The sequence below is a fragment of the Xanthomonas sp. D-99 genome (assembly GCF_017746145.1).
GTDB classification, from domain to species: domain Bacteria; phylum Pseudomonadota; class Gammaproteobacteria; order Xanthomonadales; family Xanthomonadaceae; genus Xanthomonas; species Xanthomonas cissicola.
Genome location: NZ_JAGHWU010000002.1, coordinates 51,310 through 68,520, shown reverse-complemented (window position 1 = coordinate 68,520; position 17,211 = coordinate 51,310). Strand labels below are relative to the sequence as shown.

Here is a 17,211-nt window from a genome sequence, read left to right as displayed (position 1 = left end):
CGGTGGCCACGGTGCCGTCGCAGCGCAATGTCGCGCTCCATCGTCACCGCCTTCCAGACGCATGCCCTGCAGCCGCACGCGTATCGCCGATGTCTTTGTCTTGATTGAAGGAACCGCAATGCAACAGCAGACCGTTGTGCTGATCACTGGCGTGTCGTCCGGCATTGGCCGTGCCGCCGCAGAACATTTCGCCCGAACCGGCTGCATCGTTTACGGCAGCGTGCGTTGCCTGGCCGGCGCCACACCGTTGACGGCTGTGGAGCTGGTGGAAATGGATATCCGCGATGCCACATCGGTACAGCGTGCGGTCGATGGCATCATCGCCCGCGCGGGCCGCATCGATGTGCTGGTCAACAACGCAGGCGCCAATCTTGTCGGTGCCATCGAAGAAACCAGCGTCGACGAAGCGGCCGCATTATTCGACGTCAACGTACTCGGCATCCTGCGCACCGTGCAGGCCGTGCTGCCGCACATGCGTGCACGCGGCCAGGGCCGCATCGTCAATCTCAGCTCGGTGCTGGGGTTCCTGCCGGCGCCGTACATGGGCGTGTATGCCGCCTCCAAACATGCGGTGGAAGGGCTGTCGGAAACGCTGGATCACGAGCTGCGTCAATTCGGCATTCGCGTGACGCTGGTGGAGCCTGCGTATACGAAAACCAGCCTGGGCAGCAATTCGCCGGCGGCGCAGGCCACCATTGCCGATTACGACCGCGAGCGCGGCGTGGTGGCGCGGGCAGTCACCCACAGCATCGACACCGCGCCGTAACCGCATGGTGTGGCCGCCACCGTGGTGGAGGCGGCGCTGGGCAGGTGGCGCATGCGCCGCACACCCGCCGGGCAGGCTTCGCTGCTGAGCAAGCTGCGCCGGTTCCTGCCCGCCAGCGCGGTGGACGGCAGCCTGCGCAAGCAGCTCGGCTGCGGTGAGATGCGGCGGGACGGGTAGGGCGCCGATGCGGCCGAGAACGCGGCGATTGGGCTGTGCCGCGTGATTGCGTCAGTGCAGGCGCGCATGCCGCCATTTGGCTGTTCTGCAGCGCCACTCGATGCTGGATTCACCGAGGATGCCGCCTTGGCCTCACAATAGGCGGCCAGTCCCCACCACCGATGTCGCCATGCGCAAGACCTACCAGCTCAACCTCGAAGGCAAGAACCGCGATCGTCTGCTGGAATCCAGCAAGCACGATATCCGCAAGTACATCCGCCGCGAGCGCCGCAAGGAGCTGCCGGCCGGCGCGGACTATTGGGACTTCGACATGCGCTTCGGTGTGGATGAGGCCAATGCCGTGGCACTGCCGCCGGCCGAGCTGATCCGCTCGATCAACGCGCTTGTTGCCGACGGTGGCGAGCAGTTCTTCGTCGAAATCCTGCGCAAGCCGGGCAAGCGCACGCCACGCGCAGAGAGCGATCATGCGCTCGGTGATGGCGAGCTGGATTTCGAGCAGGATTGAGGCTTTCGTCGCCACCGCGCGGCATACCGCCCGATGGCGACGCGTTTCATCTCGTGGCTGCGAGCCGTTGCCGCAGCCACCTGACCCTCCACCACCGTCCAGACCGTTACCGGCCGACGACGCGTAGCGCGTGATCTGCGCTGTATCGGACGGATGAAGCGCTTGCTGTGCCGGTTATGGTACGGCGCGCACGTCGGCTGCAGTGTCGCGATCTTGGGCATGCGCTCGGGCCGCTGGCGATCGCGTGCGCAGCCGCCCGCCTGCTTGCGCGAGATGGCGGCCAGTGCCGCGAGCACGCATCGGCCCGGGTGAGCCGTGCACAACCGGTTGATGGTGTGCTTGTGCCGTGTTGTGGCCGTGCTCAGTGCGGTCTGTCAGCCTGCGCCTGCGCCGCGGCGCGCAGTTTGTCCTTCTTGCTCGGTCGCTTGCCCTTGATGCCGCCGTTGTCATTCGGTGCACGCATCGCTGCGCCGGGCGCAGTGTCGGAGGCAGGCGCTTCGACCGGGATCGGCTCGAAACCTTCGATCACACTGGTCGGCACGCGCAGACCCTGGCGTTTCTCGATCAACCGCCACTGCTGGGCGCTGTCTGCCGTGACGAAGCTGATCGCCACGCCGCTGGCACCGGCGCGTGCGGTGCGGCCGATGCGGTGGGTGTAGTCGACAGTGGAACGGGGCAGATCGTAATTGAGCACCGCCGGCAAGGCGTCGATATCGATGCCGCGTCCGGCCAGGTCGGTGGCGACCAGCACCTGCACGTCCGCCTGTTTGAAGGCGCGTAGCGTGCGTTCGCGGCGGCCCTGGCTCAATTCGCCGTGCAGCGGCAAGGCGGCGATGCCGGTCTTGCTCAATTTCTCGGCAACCTTCTCGGCGCTGTGGCGGCTGGCGACGAAGACCAGCAGTTGCGGCCACGCGTGTTCCAGTAGCAGGTGACGTAGCAGCTGCGTGCGCTGGCCGGCATCCACTGCGATGGCGCGTTGCGCGATCGCCGGTGCCTGTTCGGGCGTGGCGTCGATGGTGATGCGCAACGGGTCGCGCAGGCGACGCTTGGCCAGCGACGCGATGGCGGGCGGAAAGGTGGCTGAAAACAGCACGGTCTGCCGCTGCGCGGGCAGCAAGGCCAGGATGCGATCGAGTTCGGCACCGAAGCCCAGCTCGAGCAGGCGGTCGGCTTCGTCCAGCACCAGCGTGGTCACCTCGCTCAGGCGCAGCGCGTTGTGCTCGACCAGATCCAGCAGCCGGCCGGGCGTGGCCACCACGATGTCGGCGCCACCGCGTAGCGCCAGCAGCTGTGGATTGATCGAACTGCCGCCGGTGACGACCACGCTCTTCAGGCGACGCGGCAGATGCGCGGCCAGCTGGCGCAGCGTGTCCTCCACCTGCGCGGCGAGTTCGCGCGTGGGCACCAGCACCAGCGTGCCGAGTACGCGCGGGGCGGTGTCGGGCGCCAGGCAGCGCTGCTGCAGCAGCGGCAGCGCATAGGCCAGGGTCTTGCCCGAGCCGGTCTGCGCCATCGCAATCAGATCGCGCCCAGCCAGCATCGGCGGGATCGCCTGCTGCTGGATGGGTGTGGGTGTGCGCAGACCGGCCTTGGCCAGCGCGGTATCGAAGAACGGCTGCAGCTGCGGCGACAGCGAGAGATCGGAAAATGACATGCACCGATTATCCAGGCATTCGTACTGCAATGATCGGTGGTACGTCACGCGAGGCTGCTGCCCAGCATCGCGTTGATCATCCGCGGCGGCACGGTGGCACCCGCCGCCATGTCGGGAAGCACGGCGACATTGATCGATGGGCGGGTAAATCGAAAAGAGCGAATCAGTGCGTCATTGGGCGCCAGGGCGTCGTGTACTGCCCATAAACAAGTACCGACCATCTCGACAGGCCCTTGCGCACCTACGCTGAGCTGGTCGAGGGGGCGATGCTCTCACCGCCCGCGGGACATGCCATGAACCCGTCCATGGGGCTCGATGGCGTATCCATGCCGCCCTACGACCACATCATCGGCGAGGGCACCGCACCCGCCAAGGTGTTCGTGTGGCGATGGAAATACAAGGCCGGCTGCGCCCACCTGGCGGTGAGCGCAGTCGTTCGTGAGCCGCGCCGCTTAATTCGCCAACGCCAGATCGTCCAGCAAGGCGCGCAGGAAGCGCGCTGCTTCACCGCCGGTGGCGGCGCGATGATCGAAGGTCAGCGACAGCGGCATCACCTTGTGGGTTTCCACCCCGCCCATCACCGGGGTGAGCTGGTAGCGCGCGCGGCCGGCGGCCACGATCGCCACGCAGGGCGGCACCACCACCGGGGTGGCGTAGCGGCCGGCAAACATGCCGAAGTTGGACAATGAGATGGTGTAGCCGCTCAGTTCGGACGCGGCGATGCTGCGGCTTTCCACCTGCTGGCGCAGCCGGTTGACGCCTTCGCGGATGCCATGCGCGTCCAGCATGTCGGCGTTGCGCAACGCCGGCACGAACAAGCCTTCCTCGGTATCCACGGCAATGCCGATGTCGACCTGGTGGTGCAGGGTGCGGCTGAGGGCATCGCCGTCGAACCAGGCATTGAGTGCGGGCACCGCCTGGCAAGCGCGCACGATGCCACGCACCAGACGCACGGTGACATCGTTGCCGGGCTGCCAGGCGTGCAGATCGGCATCGTCGTTGAGCGTGGTCGGCACCACCTTGGTGTGTGCATCGGCCATCACGCGTGCCATGTTGCGACGCACGCCCCTGAGCTGTTCGGGTTGGCCTTTGGCGGTGATGCCGGGCGACTGGGTGCGCATCGGCTTGCCGCTGGCCGAGAGCGGCGAGCGGGCAGTGGCGCCATCATCCGCCTTGCGGGCACCTTCTCCCGCCGGCGGGAGAAGGGCCGCTGTTGCGTGGCGATCCCTGCCGTCGGCAGTGATCCCCGCGGCTCTCGCACCGTCACCGATCGGACCACCTCTCCCGCTGGCGGGAGAGGTCGGCGCGCCCTGCACGCCGGGTGAGGGCTGCGCGGTGCCGGCGGCCGCTGCCTGCTTGACGTCTGCCAGCGTGACCGTGCCGTCCGGCCCGGTGGCGCGCACCTGTGCCAGCTCCACGCGCAACTTGCGCGCCAGCGCGCGCACCACCGGCATGGCGCGCACGCCGCCGACGGCGATGGCCTGCTCGCTCTGCACGGCGTTGGAGCTCTGCATTGCGCCGACCACGGTGCCGGCATCGTCGCGATCGCCATTGCCTTGGCTGTCGCCAGCATCGGCATCGGCAATCTCGCCGCCGTTGTCGGAGGCGACCACGCGCGCAGTGGGGCCGGCCGCACTGTCGCCGGTGCTGGGTGTGGGGGAGTGCGTCGGCGCCGGACCGTGTGCGTGACCGGTGTCCTGGCCATCGGCACGCTGCGGCTGCGAGGCATCCAGCGCGAACTGCGCCAGCACCGAGCCGGTCACGATCACATCCCCGGCAGCGCCGGCGAGCTTGACCACGGTGCCGGAAAACGGCGAGGGCACTTCGACCACCGCCTTGGCGGTTTCCATCGACACCAGCGGGTCGTCCAGGCGCACGGTGTCGCCCTCCTTGACGAACCATTCAACGATGGTGGCGTCGGGCAGGCCTTCGCCCAGGTCGGGCAGGTGGAAATTCTTGTTGTCGCTCATGGCAGATTCTCTTGCGCGGCAGGCAGCTGCGGCGTGGTGTCGTCGAGGAGTTCAAGGTCGGCGGCCGGCAGCCAGCCCTGCGTGCCGTCGGCACGCTCGGACCACCACCAGCCACCGTGTTCGTGATGCAGCAACACGTCCTCGCCTGTCTGGGCATCGAGTTCGCGTGCGTCGTAGTCGCGCAGGGCTTCGGCGCGGCCGTCCCCCAACGGGCGCAACCATGCCAACGGTGCCCAACCGGCGCGGCCGCTATCGGTCGTGACCCAGGCAAACGCCGGCCATTCTTCGTCGCGCACCCCTAAGCCGACCTGCTGGCCTGCCTGGAAGCGGACCGGGTTGGCGTAGGCGGCGCGATGGTCGCAAAGCAGACGGGCGCGCATATCAGCCGGCAGCCACCGCGCGACGTGCCGCGCTGACGATGCGCTCCACGCTCGGCAGGAACTTCATTTCCAGCCGGAACAGCGGGATATGCGTGTCGTAACCGGTAACGCGTTCGACCGGCGCCACCAGGTCGTACATCGACTGCTCGGCCAGGCGCGCGGCGATTTCCGCGCCGAAACCGGCGGTGCGCGGAGCTTCCTGCACGATCACGCAGCGGCCGGTCTTTGCGACCGATTCGGCGATGCTGTCGAAGTCCAGCGGGCGCAACGTGGCCACGTCGATGACTTCGGCACTGATGCCTTCGCCGGCGAGTTTGTCGGCCGCTTCCAGCGCTTCTTTCACCTGCGCGCCCCAGGTCACCAGGGTGACATCGGTGCCATCGCGCAACACGAAGCACACATCCAGCGGCAGCGCTTGCCCATCGTTGGCCACCACTTCCTTGTACTGGCGGTAGATGCGCTTGGGCTCCATGTAGATCACCGGATCCGGGTCGCGGATCGCGGCCAGCAGCAGGCCGTAGGCGCGCTGCGGCGAGGACGGCAACACCACGCGCAGGCCCGGCACGTTGGTGAAGATGGCTTCGTTGGCTTCGCTGTGATGTTCCGGCGCGCGGATGCCGCCGCCCCACGGCACGCGCAGCACCATCGGGCAATGCAGGCGGCCGCGGGTGCGGTTGCGCAGGCGGGCGGCGTGGCAGATCAGATGGTCGACCATCGGATACACGAAGCCGTCGAACTGCGCTTCGGCGACCGGCTTCATGCCTTGCGCGGCCAGCCCGACGCTCAGCCCGGCGATGGTGGTTTCGTCCAGCGGCGTATCCAGCACGCGGTCGCTGCCGAAGCGTTGCTGCAGGCCGGCGGTGGCGCGGAACACCCCGCCGTTTACGCCGACATCCTCGCCCAGCACCAGTACCGCAGGGTCGTGTTCCAGCTCCCAGGCCAAGGCCTGGGTGATGGCTTCGATCAGGGTGATGGGCGAACTCATGGCGATCTCTCCGCGCGTTGCCGCAGCGTTGTAAGGGGCACTGGCGTGCTGCGAGGTGTCTGCGGACACATGCTTGAGCTCATCCATGGCGCGACTCCAGTGCCATCACTTCGGCGCGCTGTGCCAGCAACTCGGCCGGCGGGTCGCCGTAGAGATAATCGAACATCGCTTCGACCGGCTGCACCGGCGTGTTGAGATAGGCGTTGACCTCCTTGTCCACGCGCGCGCTGCATTCGGCCTTCCAGGCGTCTTCCTGCGCCTCGTCCCACAGGCCCTGCGCGGTGAGATAGCGGCGCAGGCGCAGCAGCGGTTCGCGCGCCCAGCCCTGCTTGACCTCTTCTTCGCCGCGGTAGCGCCGCGCATCGTCGGCGGTGGTGTGGTCGGACAGGCGATAGGTCAAAAACTCGATCACCGTGCCGCCCTCGCCGGCCAGCGCACGCACGCGTGCCTGACGCATGGCTTCGAGCACGGCAACCAGGTCGTTGCCGTCCACCTGCAGGCAATGCAGGCCGCCGGCCAGGCCCTTCTGCGCAAGCGTCTGCGCGCCGGTCTGCGCCGAGCGCGGCACCGAGATCGCCCAGCCATTGTTGATCACGCACAGGATCAGCGGCAGCTTGTAGGCGCCGGCCGAATTGAGCGCGGCATAGAAGTCGGTCTTGGAGCTGCCACCGTCGCCGCAGCAGGCCACCGCAACGTGCTGCTTGCCCTGCAGCTTGAACGACAGCGCCGAGCCGGCTGCGTGCAGGCATTGGGTGGAAATCGGGACGCAGATCGGGAAGTCGATCGCCGCATCGGCATCGCGCGGATAGTCGCTGCCGCGCTCGTCGCCGCCCCAGTACAGCAGCACATCGCGCGGGCGCACGCCGCGTTCGAACATGGTGCCGTATTCGCGATAGCTGGGTGCGAACACATCGCCGCTGCGCATCGAAGCGCCGATCCCCACATGCGTGGCCTCGTGGCCGATGCAGGCCGCGTAGGTGCCCAGCTTGCCGGTGCGCTGCAGGGCCACCGATTTGCTGTCGAAGGTGCGCACGAACAACATGCGCTTGAACAGGGCGAGCAGCTGTTGCGGGTTGGCGGCGTCGGCCGGAAGGTCGTCGCGGACCCATTGGCCGTCCGCGTCCATGTAGTGCAGATAGTCGATCTGGAACTGCGCGGCTACGCTCATTGCGACGACACCTTCATCAAGAAGTTTCAAATGATATGAGTTGCCATGTTAAGGACGGCGAAGCAAAACGCTGTCCTGCACCGCAGCAGACGATCATGCTGGCTTGCACAAAAAAAAAGGCGCGGACCGAGCCGCGCCCTTTGTCGCAGTAGAGAACTGCGACGTGTTGCACTGCGATTAGCGGCGCCCATCACCTCCGCCGATCGGCGTCACGATCAGCGCAGTGTTGTCGGCCGGATTGGCATCGGGCGAACTGGACGTCGCCGTGGCCTGTACCCGCACCGCGCCTTCGGCCGGGATCGGCTTGGCAGCGACGGTCAGCTGGAAGGCAGCCTGCGCGCCGGGCAGTACCACCGCAGCCGTGCTGCACACGAAGCGGGCACGACGCAGCGACTGCACCTGCTTGTCGCAGCGCCAGCCCGGCGGTGGCACCAGCAGCGACAACGCCGACACCGTGTTGCCTTCGATCACCAGGCTGGGACGCTGCGCCGGTGCGGCGCCGACATTGCCCACCAGCACGCGGTAGGTGGCGTTGAAGGCGGTGGTCGGCAGGCTGCTTGGGCCGTCCAAACGTACCGCCAGGTCGCTGCGGGGTTGCGCCTGTACGGCCACGCTGGCCGCATCGGTGTCGTTGCTCGACTGCGGATCGGGCGTTTGCGAAGCCACCGATGCGGCCAGGGTCAACGTCCGTCCGGCCAACGCCGCACCAGCCTCCACCTGCGCTGAGAAATTCTGCGCGTTACCGGCTGCCAACGATGCAATGGTGCAGGTGACCACCGTCTGGGTGCCGGTCTGCGGCGGTTGGCAGACCCAGCCAGGTGCTGCGGTGACGCGTGGGCTCACGGCGGCATCGAACGCCAAGGCAACCGCAGCGAACGCCGCACTGTCGGGGCCGCGGTTTTCGACGTCCACACTGAAGTCGATGCGCTCGCCTTCGACGACCTGATCACGCGCAGCAGTCACTGCCACACCCAGGTCCGCATTGACCTGCTTGCGCATGCGCAACAGCACCACGGTGGGATCGTGGTCGGACAACCGCGTCGGTGTATTGGCATCGTTGCGCGCGGTGCCGGGGAAGTCGGCATTGATGCGCGCATGGCCCACCGACAACGAGGCGATCTGCGGCGCGCGCATCAGTGCCTCGTTGGCCAGGATGTGATCCAGCGACTGCACGTTGCCGTCGAACGCGTACGAGTAGCTCTGATCGGGCGTGTTGAACCAGGTCAGGTCGGTGTAATCCGGGTTGACCAGATCGGCGCCATCGCCGCTCACCACGGTCTGCGCATCCGGCGCCGGTTTGCCGGTGACCGTGCCCATTGCATCCACATAGCCGTCGTTGAATTCGAAGGCGTTGAAGTCGCCCATCACCAGCACTTTTTCGTCAGGATTCAGTTGCTGACGGGTCTGCAGCAGACGCGCCAGATACTCGGCCTGCGCCTGACGTTTGGCGCGGATGCGGGTGCCGGCGGCATCGTCGGTCTCGGCGCCGTTGAGCGAACGCTGGTGCACCACGATGGCGGTCAGCGGCAGCGTGCGGCCATCGGCCTGATGCACGTTGGCGGTGAGCACCAGCGGCGGGCGGTCGTTGAGCAGACTCACGCCGCCGGCCGGCTCGGTCCAGGTCGCGGTCTTGCCTTCCTGGGCGATCGAGAGCACTTCCACCCGCGGCACGCCGCCAGCGATGTCTGCGGTCTTGACCAGGAAGCCGACGTCGATACCGCCAACGTCATTGCCTTCCTGCAGGTACGCCACGTACCTGGGATCCTGCTGGCCGGCGGCCACCGCATCGGCGTTGACGCGCGCGGCCAGGGTCTGCAGCACGCTGAGGTTTTCCACCTCCACCGTGCCCAGGATGTCGGGCGTGTGCAGGTAGTTGCGGATCGCCAGCGAGGCCTTGTTGAGGCGGGCCTGGAAGGCGGCCGGCGTCAGCACCGGTTCGCCGATGGCCGGGTCGTTCTGGTCGTCGAAGAAGCGCTCCATGTTGTAGGTCGCCACGGCCACATCGTCGGCCTGCGGCATCGGTGCGGGGCGTGGTTGGTCGGCACCGTTGCAGCTCACCTGCGGGGTACGTTCCGGGTAAAGCGTGTAGCGGCGGAAGCTGTAATCCAGTGGGCCGACCACGTTGAGGACCTGGCAGCCGGAGGCCAGGTCCAGCCGCTCGGCGCCGACGCCGGCGCTGCCGACCGCGATCACTTCGGGGTTGGTATTCCAGCGCGGTACCCCGGCAGGCGAGCCGGCCGGCAGCGGGTCGGGCAATTGCACGCCCGGCTCGCGGAAGGCGCGTGGCACGCCGGTGACCACGGCATGGAACACGCCATTGCTGGTCGCCGTGGCATTGGTCTCGTTGACGCTGCCGCCGGTGGGGGTATTGACGGTGAGGCTGGCGGCGGCCACGCGCATGCCTTCCAGCGCTTCGAGTTGGTCGTAGGCACCGTTGGGGTTGGGGAAGTTCGCGCTCAACGCCACCGGCATCGGCAACGGGTTGCCGGTGGAATCGGCCAGCACGCTGACGCTGCCGCCGATCTCGGTCAGCGGTGGCTGGGTCGGGTCGGCGGTGGGCACGTATTCGATGACCGTGCCCTGCACGCGCACCCGGTTGCCGATGGCGGCCGCCTCCGGCGGTGCGCTGCCGGTGTAGACGTACACGCCTTCGGAGGTGGACGGGTCGGCGTCGGCTTCGCTATCGGGCGCCTGCAGGAAGAACCCGGCGCTGCGGCGAGCGGTCACGATGCCCGACGTGGCGACCACCTGGCCCTCCAGCGGCGAACGTGCGCCCTTGCCCTGGATGGCGTGGATCGGCAGCAGGCTGAAGTCGTCGTTGAGGATGGTGGCGGTCGCACTCAGCGTGGCCGGCAGTGCGCCGGTGACCCCGCTGATCTGCAGGCTGAAGCTTTCATCCGGCTCGGGCGTGGTGTCGCCCAGGACATCGACGGAGATGGTGGCGCTGCGTTCGCCAGCGGCGATGCGCAGGGTGGTGGCGGGCAGGGCGATGTAGTCGCTGCCGGCGGTGGCGGTGCCATCGACAGTGGCGGCGGTGAAGCTCACCCCGTCCGCACCGGCCGGCTGGCTCAGGCTCAGCGTGAACACGAAGCTACGGGTGCCGGTATTGCCTTCGGCCTGGCTGACATCGGCCAGCGTGGCGACCGGCTGGCTGCCGCCGCTGCACAGGCGCGCGGGGCTGGCGGCATTGCGCGGGGCCGGCGCGCCGGTGGCGAAATCGGCCGCGTTGTTGTCGGTATCGGTGCACCCGTCGTTGCCGCGCAGCACCGCCAGCGTGTTGCTGGGGGCGGGCGTGGGCGCATTGCCTTCGGCGCAGCTGGCGGTGCTGCCGTAGCCGACCAGGTCGGCATTGCCGGTGGGGCAGGTGCCGCTCAGCGCGGAGGTGCTATTGCTCAGCGCCACCTTGCCGGCGGTGCCGCTCATGGCCAGCGTGCCGGTGGCATCGGGTGTGGGCAGCGCCACGCTGCCGCCGCTGCCATCGGCCTGCTTGATCAGGTAATAGCCGCCGGCCGGCACAGTGCCCGCCAACGCAGTGACCTGCCAGCTGCTGCCGGCGGCCGAGGCGTATTGCACCGACCAGCCATCCAGGCTGACCGGGGTGCTGCCAATGTTGTGCAGCTCGATGAAATCGCTGCGGAGGGTGGCGCCACTATTGCCGCCACCGCCGTAGACCTGGCTGATGACGACCTGGGCATTGGCGTGGCCGGCCATGGCCAGCGCACACAAAAATACGGCTGCACGACGCTGCAACACATGCATGAGATGAGAGTCCCCTGATCCTTGAGACGTGAAACGCTCCCCTGGTCCGGCCACGTCCCTGGCCGGCAGCGCCGTTCGATTCTGCATGAATTTGCAGACCTAGGTTGACGATATGGTGACAGCTGCGCAGTGGTTGAGACCGCAGCGCGCGCCTGCTGAGTGGTTCAGAGGTGAAAGAAGCGGGCCCGACGCTGGGACCTGGGTGGGCCGCTGGTGCATGCGGATTTTCTACGAGGCACCTGCGCAGGTATCTCGCGGGCCCCGATCCCCTCAGGCAATCCCGCCGGGGCTGCAAGCAGCCAGGCAGGGCCGGCGATGGCGTGGCCGAATACGCTTCGCCATCCGCCATCCGCCATCCGCCATCCGCCATCCGCCATCCGCCAATCCCGAATCCCGAATCCCGAATCCCGAATCCCGAATCCCGAATCCCGAATCCCGAATCCCCGCCGCTGCGCTACCCTGCGTGGCCCGATCTTCAGCGCGATGCCATGCCCGTCGACAAGAACCTGCGTGACCTGGAACCTGGCATCCACACCGACCTGGAGGGGCGGCTGACCTACGGTGGCTATCTGCGGCTGGACCAACTGCTGTCTGCGCAGCAGCCGCTGTCCGAGCCGGCGCATCACGATGAAATGCTGTTCATCATCCAGCATCAGACCTCCGAGCTGTGGCTGAAGCTGCTGGCGCACGAGTTGCGCGCGGCCATCGCGCACCTGCAGCGCGACGAGGTCTGGCAATGCCGCAAGGTGCTGGCGCGCAGCAAGCAGGTACTGCGGCAACTGACCGAGCAGTGGTCGGTGCTGGAAACGCTCACCCCGAGCGAATACATGGGGTTTCGCGATGTGCTGGGGCCTTCGTCGGGCTTCCAGTCGCTGCAATACCGCTACATCGAGTTCCTGCTCGGCAACAAGAACCCGCAGATGCTGCAGGTGTTCGCCTACGACCCGCACGGCCAGGCGCGGCTGCGCGAGGCGCTGGAAGCACCCAGCCTGTACGAGGAGTTCCTGCGCTATCTGGCGCGCTTCGAACACGCAATTCCGGCGCACTACCAGGCCCGCGACTGGACCGCCGCACACGTGGCCGACGACAACCTGCGGCCGGTCTTCGAGCGCATCTACGAAAACACCGACCGTTACTGGCGCGAGTACGCGCTGTGCGAGGACCTGGTGGATGTGGAAACCCAGTTCCAGCTGTGGCGCTTCCGCCACATGCGCACGGTGATGCGGGTGATCGGCTTCAAGCGCGGCACCGGCGGCTCCAGCGGCGTCGGCTTCCTGCAGCAGGCGCTGGCACTGACGTTTTTCCCGGAACTGTTCGACGTGCGCACCTCGGTGGGCGTGGACGGCCGCCCCCCGCAAGGCGCGCTGGATGCCGCGCAGGGCTGAGCAAGACGAAGAGTGCGCGAGGGCAAGACAAGCGCACTCAAGCGCTTCTCCTTTCGGAAGAGGGCTGGAGCGATCTCGTGCCGGTCCGTGGGTGCCCCAGCACGCGGTCAAATCCCGCCAACTCCACCCACGGTCATCAGGCAGCTGACTCCGGCGAATTTGACGCGTACATGACGTCTAAGTGATCCTCGCGCGTCGCCCGGGCTCGCCTCGGTGCACCCAGCCATCACTGAATACGCAAGGGACCTCTATGAGCGTTGACGCGACCGCGCCGACATCCGCCTCCACACCGCCCCAGCCACCGGCGCCCCCCGAGTTCCTCACGTTGCTCGGCCACCCGCGGCCGTTGTGGTTGCTGTTCATGACCGAATTCTGGGAACGCTTCGCGTTCTACGGCATTCGCTGGGCGCTGGTGCTGTACATCGTGGCGCAGTTCTTCAATGGCGATGCCACCGGCCAGGCGCCGGCAGGGCGGACCTATGGCGCCTACCTGGCGCTGGTGTATGCGGCGGCGATCTTCGGCGGTTACGTGGCCGACCGCGTGCTCGGTTACCAGCGCTCGATCCTGGTCGGGGCCGCGGTCATGGCGACCGGCCTGTTCCTGATCGCCATTCCCGACCCCACCATGTTCGAGATCGGCCTGGCCACCGTGGTGGTCGGCAACGGCTTGTTCAAACCGAACATTTCCACCATGGTCGGCAAGCTGTATTCGGTGGCCGATCCGCGCCGCGACAGCGGCTTCACCATCTTCTACATGGGCATCAACCTGGGCGCGATGATCTCGCCGGTGTTGACCCAGTTGCTGGCCGAAAAGGTGTTCGGCACTGAAGTCATGCCGTCCTACAAGATGGTGTTCATGGCCTCCGGCGTGGGCATGCTGATCAGCCTGGTGTGGTTCTGGTTCGGCCGCGTCCAGCTCAAGGGCATCGGCGCCCCGGCGCCGAACGCGCAGGGCATGGGCCGTGTGCTGATGGTGCTGGTGGGCTGCCTGCTGGCGATTCCGGGCGTGTACTTCCTGCTCGCGGTCGGTGCGGATGTGTTGCAGATCGTGCTGACGGTGCTGTTCATCGGCCTGTCGGTGATGCTGCTGGTGGAAGGCATCCGCGAAGGCAAGGTGCAGCGCGACAAGGTGATCGCGATGCTGATCATCTTCGCCTTCAACGTGTTGTTCTGGATGTTCTTCGAACAGGCCGGCAGCTCGTTCACCTTCCTGGCCGACAATATCGTCAACCGCAACTTCGGCAGCTGGACCTTCCCCACCGCGTGGTTCCAGTCGGTGAACTCCATCGCCATCATTGCGCTGGCACCGGTCATCGCCTGGATCTGGGTCAAGTCCGGCCGCTTCAATCCCTCGATTCCGCGCAAGTTCGGCCTGGGCCTGCTGTTCAACGGCCTGGCCTTCCTGCTGCTGATGTTTGCGCTGTCCAGCTTGGTCAACGACGCCGGCAAGATCCCGTTCTGGACCTTGTTCATGGTCTACGTCATCCAGTCGGTCGGCGAACTGTGCCTGTCGCCGATCGGCCTGTCGATGGTGACCAAGCTGGCCCCGGTACGCCTGGTCGGTTTCGGCATGGGTGGCTGGTTTTTGTCCACCGGCATCGGCAACAACCTGTCGGGCATTTTCGCCGGCCATGTCAGCGGAAACGAAGGCATGAGCGTGTCCTCGGCGCTGGGTGGGTATACGTTCGGGTTCTGGGCGCTGGTGGGCGCCGGCGCGTTGCTGTTCCTGATCGCGCCGCTGATCAATAAATTGATGCATGGTGTGAAGTGAGGAGAACAGCGATGCCGATCAAGCCCCTTGTCTGTGGCCTGCTGCTGACCGGTCTGTTGAGCGCCTGCGGGCAGACCAGCAGCCCGCAGGACGCGCCGAAGCCGTTGGATACCTCGATGCAGAAGCCGCCCAGCGCCGATCCCAGTCAGCCGGTGTCCTCGGGCAATACGCCGACCGCGGCCGACATCGCTGCGGCTGCCGCGCTCAACGCGCAATACGACCCCTCGCGCGATCCGGCGGCCGATCTGGAGACGGCCAAGGTCGAGGCCAAGCGCGGCGGCAAGCGTATCGTGCTCAACGTCGGCAATGCCGCCTGTGAGCCCTGCAAGGCGCTGGACGAGTTGATGGGCGGCGATGCCGAGCTGCGCAGCTTCCGCGACGCGCACTTCGTGGTGGTCAAGGTCAACCGCGATGCGGCCAACGAGAACGCTGCCTTCCTGTCGGCGTTCGCCCAGCTCAACGACGCCCCGTCGCTGCTGGTACTGGATAGCGACGGCAAGCTGCTGACCACGCAGTCCGGCCCGGAGTTGCGCAAGGGCGAGGGCTTCGACCGCAAGAAGCTGTTCGACTTCCTCAAGCAGTGGGCGCCACCGCAGGCCTGATGCTGCGCGAACGCGTCAAGCAAAAACCCCCGCACTGCTGCGGGGGTTTTTGTTTTGCACCGTGCCGATGGTGATCGCCTGGCGCGCACGCGGCCAGTCTTCTCTTTGACGAGCGCTGCCTTGGCCTGACGTATTGAGGTCTTGCTGGCGACGGCAGCGCACACCGGCGCGTAACGTCCTGCCGCATTGCAACTGGATCAGATCCTGCGCAGCACCAAGGCACCACGCGTTCGCTCCCAGCGTGCGCTGCTCAGTCCTTGCTGGCCATGCGCGGCAGCCCGTCCTTGGCCAGCCGGTCGATCAGCTTTTCCAGGACCTGCTGTTCTTCGGCGCTGAACACCGACATCAACCGTTGTTCCATCTCGTTGACCAGCGGCGCAACGGTCTCGTAGACCTGTCGCCCGGCCGGCGACAACGCCAGCATCGAGCGGCGGCGATCGTCGCCGTGGGTCTCGCGGCGGATGAAGCCGCGCTCCAGCAGGCGCGCCACGGCGCGGCTGACCGCGACCTTGTCCATCGCCGTGCGGTCGGAGACCTCACTGGCCGACGAACCCGGGTATAGCGCCAGGATCGTGATCACCCGCCACTCGGGAATCGCCATGCCGTAACGATCACCGTATACCTTGGCAATGTTGCCGCTGATACGGTTGGACAGCACGCTCAGGCGATACGGCAGGAACTGCTCGAGGTTGAGCAGCACGGGATGTTGCGGCGGGTGGGGGCTGTCGAGATCGCTCATGTTGCACTGTGTCTTGATTTTGGTTTCATTTGCAACTACAAACCGAGGGTGGCCTGCGCATTCTCGCGGGTCTTCTGCTACTCCGCATAGCCCTGCGGCCCCCAAGCGTGGAGAAACGAAGATGAGCGCACAACCGAACACCACTGCAGCCCGCCCGGATCCGGGCATGCAGGTCACCACCTTCGACAATCCGATGGGCATCGACGGCTTCGAATTCGTCGAATTTGCCGCACCGGCCGGCCAGGGCGAGCAACTGCACGATTATTTCCGCAAGATGGGCTTCAGCGCGGTGCTGCGTCACCGCAGCCGCCCCATTACCGTCTATCGCCAGGGCGGGGTCAACTTCCTGCTCAACGAAGATCCCGATTCGTTCGCTGCCGATTTCGCCGCCGCGCACGGCCCCTGCGCCTGCGGCTTTGCCATCCGCTTCCGCACCCCGTCCGAGACCGTGCTGCAGACGGTGCTGGGCAACGGCGGCGAAGCCGTGCAGAACAAGCCCGACACCCGCGCGGTCCCGGCGCCGGTGGTCAAGGGGATCGGCGATTGCATGCTGTACCTGGTGGACCGTTACGGCGGGGCCGGCAGCATCTACGACGCCGATTTCGAGCCGATCGACGGTGCCGACCAGCACCCGGCCGGCTTCGGACTGACCTTCATCGACCACCTGACCCACAACCTGTATTTCGGCAACATGCAGCGCTGGTCGGACTATTACGAGCGCCTGTTCAACTTCCGCGAGATCCGCTATTTCGACATCAAGGGCGCCAAGACCGGCCTGGTGTCCAAGGCGATGACCGCGCCGGACGGCATCGTGCGCATCCCGCTCAACGAATCCTCCGACCCCAAGAGCCAGATCAACGAGTATCTTGATGCGTACCAGGGCGAAGGTATCCAGCACATCGCCTGTTTTACCGACGACATCTACACCAGCGTGGAAAAGATGCGCGCCGCCGGCATGAGTTTCCTGGATACGCCGGACACGTATTTCGATGTAGTGGACCTGCGCATCCCCGCGCATGGCGAAGATGTCGAACGCCTGCGCCGCAACAAGATCCTGATCGACGCAGACCCCGATACCAAACAGCGCAAGCTGCTGCAGATCTTCACCACCAACTGCATCGGCCCGATCTTCTTCGAGATCATCCAGCGCAAGGGAAACGAAGGCTTTGGCGAAGGCAATTTCCAGGCGCTGTTCGAAAGCATCGAGCGCGATCAGATGAAGCGTGGGGTGCTTTGAGGGCGGGAATTGGTGATTCGGGATTCGGGATTTGCTGAAGGCAATACGTCCAAGCGCCACATCATCGGGACCGAGTTGTCTGACACCGCATGCCAAGATGAACTCATGCAGTC

12 protein-coding genes and 1 pseudogene are annotated in these 17,211 nt (G+C 66.4%); 6 read left to right on the top strand and 7 right to left on the bottom strand.

All coding sequences use genetic code 11. The annotated features are described in order from the left end of the window. Window positions 1-2 precede the first annotated feature (2 nt). Window positions 3-943 (top strand): annotated as a pseudogene (locus J7360_RS00860) (oxidoreductase). Between the two features lie 169 nt (window positions 944-1,112). Beyond that, window positions 1,113-1,448 (top strand): DUF6172 family protein, encoded by a 336-nt coding sequence (locus tag J7360_RS00855; protein WP_007967804.1) that lies wholly within the window; start codon window positions 1,113-1,115, stop codon window positions 1,446-1,448. A gap of 361 nt (window positions 1,449-1,809) precedes the next feature. Here J7360_RS00855 and J7360_RS00850 read toward each other — a convergent pair whose 3' ends face one another. The 6 genes from J7360_RS00850 to J7360_RS00825 all read right to left on the bottom strand — a co-directional run bounded on the left by J7360_RS00850 (window position 1,810) and on the right by J7360_RS00825 (window position 11,364). Continuing rightward, window positions 1,810-3,102, bottom strand: coding sequence for a DEAD/DEAH box helicase (locus J7360_RS00850; protein ID WP_209033053.1), 1,293 nt, complete (start codon window positions 3,100-3,102; stop codon window positions 1,810-1,812). 452 nt (window positions 3,103-3,554) lie between these two features. After that, window positions 3,555-5,072 (bottom strand): dihydrolipoamide acetyltransferase family protein, encoded by a 1,518-nt coding sequence (locus J7360_RS00845; protein ID WP_057658774.1) that lies wholly within the window; start codon window positions 5,070-5,072, stop codon window positions 3,555-3,557. Further along, window positions 5,069-5,452 carry an SH3 domain-containing protein gene (locus tag J7360_RS00840; protein ID WP_003486396.1) on the bottom strand — a complete coding sequence of 128 codons (384 nt, stop codon included), beginning with the start codon at window positions 5,450-5,452 and terminating at the stop codon, window positions 5,069-5,071. Before J7360_RS00840 ends, J7360_RS00845 begins: the two co-directional genes overlap by 4 nt. A 1-nt stretch (window position 5,453) precedes the next feature. Further along, window positions 5,454-6,524, bottom strand: coding sequence for an alpha-ketoacid dehydrogenase subunit beta (locus J7360_RS00835; RefSeq protein WP_057658773.1), 1,071 nt, complete (start codon window positions 6,522-6,524; stop codon window positions 5,454-5,456). Next, a complete protein-coding gene (gene pdhA, locus J7360_RS00830) occupies window positions 6,517-7,605 on the bottom strand; it encodes a pyruvate dehydrogenase (acetyl-transferring) E1 component subunit alpha (RefSeq protein ID WP_209033051.1) in 1,089 nt (362 codons plus the stop codon). The genes J7360_RS00835 and pdhA overlap by 8 nt, the downstream gene beginning before the upstream one ends. 177 nt (window positions 7,606-7,782) lie before the next feature. Continuing rightward, complete coding sequence (locus J7360_RS00825) at window positions 7,783-11,364, bottom strand: lamin tail domain-containing protein (RefSeq protein WP_209033049.1); 3,582 nt, start codon at window positions 11,362-11,364, stop codon at window positions 7,783-7,785. Window positions 11,365-11,852: 488 nt separating this feature from the next. On the opposite strand from J7360_RS00825, the gene J7360_RS00820 reads away from it, so the two are divergent. The 3 genes from J7360_RS00820 (at window position 11,853) to J7360_RS00810 (ending at window position 15,122) form a co-directional block, all read left to right on the top strand. Continuing rightward, window positions 11,853-12,749 carry a tryptophan 2,3-dioxygenase family protein gene (locus tag J7360_RS00820; RefSeq protein ID WP_209033047.1) on the top strand — a complete coding sequence of 299 codons (897 nt, stop codon included), beginning with the start codon at window positions 11,853-11,855 and terminating at the stop codon, window positions 12,747-12,749. A 250-nt stretch (window positions 12,750-12,999) separates the two neighbouring features. After that, window positions 13,000-14,520, top strand: coding sequence for an oligopeptide:H+ symporter (locus tag J7360_RS00815; RefSeq protein ID WP_057658767.1), 1,521 nt, complete (start codon window positions 13,000-13,002; stop codon window positions 14,518-14,520). 11 nt (window positions 14,521-14,531) lie between these two features. Further along, on the top strand, window positions 14,532-15,122 hold the full coding sequence (locus tag J7360_RS00810; RefSeq protein ID WP_003486379.1) for a thioredoxin family protein: 591 nt from the start codon (window positions 14,532-14,534) through the stop codon (window positions 15,120-15,122). Between the two features lie 250 nt (window positions 15,123-15,372). Here J7360_RS00810 and J7360_RS00805 read toward each other — a convergent pair whose 3' ends face one another. Beyond that, on the bottom strand, window positions 15,373-15,861 hold the full coding sequence (locus J7360_RS00805; protein ID WP_057658765.1) for a MarR family transcriptional regulator: 489 nt from the start codon (window positions 15,859-15,861) through the stop codon (window positions 15,373-15,375). Window positions 15,862-15,982: 121 nt separating this feature from the next. Here J7360_RS00805 and hppD point away from each other — a divergent pair, with 121 nt between their 5' ends. Next, window positions 15,983-17,098 (top strand): 4-hydroxyphenylpyruvate dioxygenase, encoded by a 1,116-nt coding sequence (gene hppD, locus J7360_RS00800; protein WP_209033045.1) that lies wholly within the window; start codon window positions 15,983-15,985, stop codon window positions 17,096-17,098. Window positions 17,099-17,211: the final 113 nt, after the last annotated feature.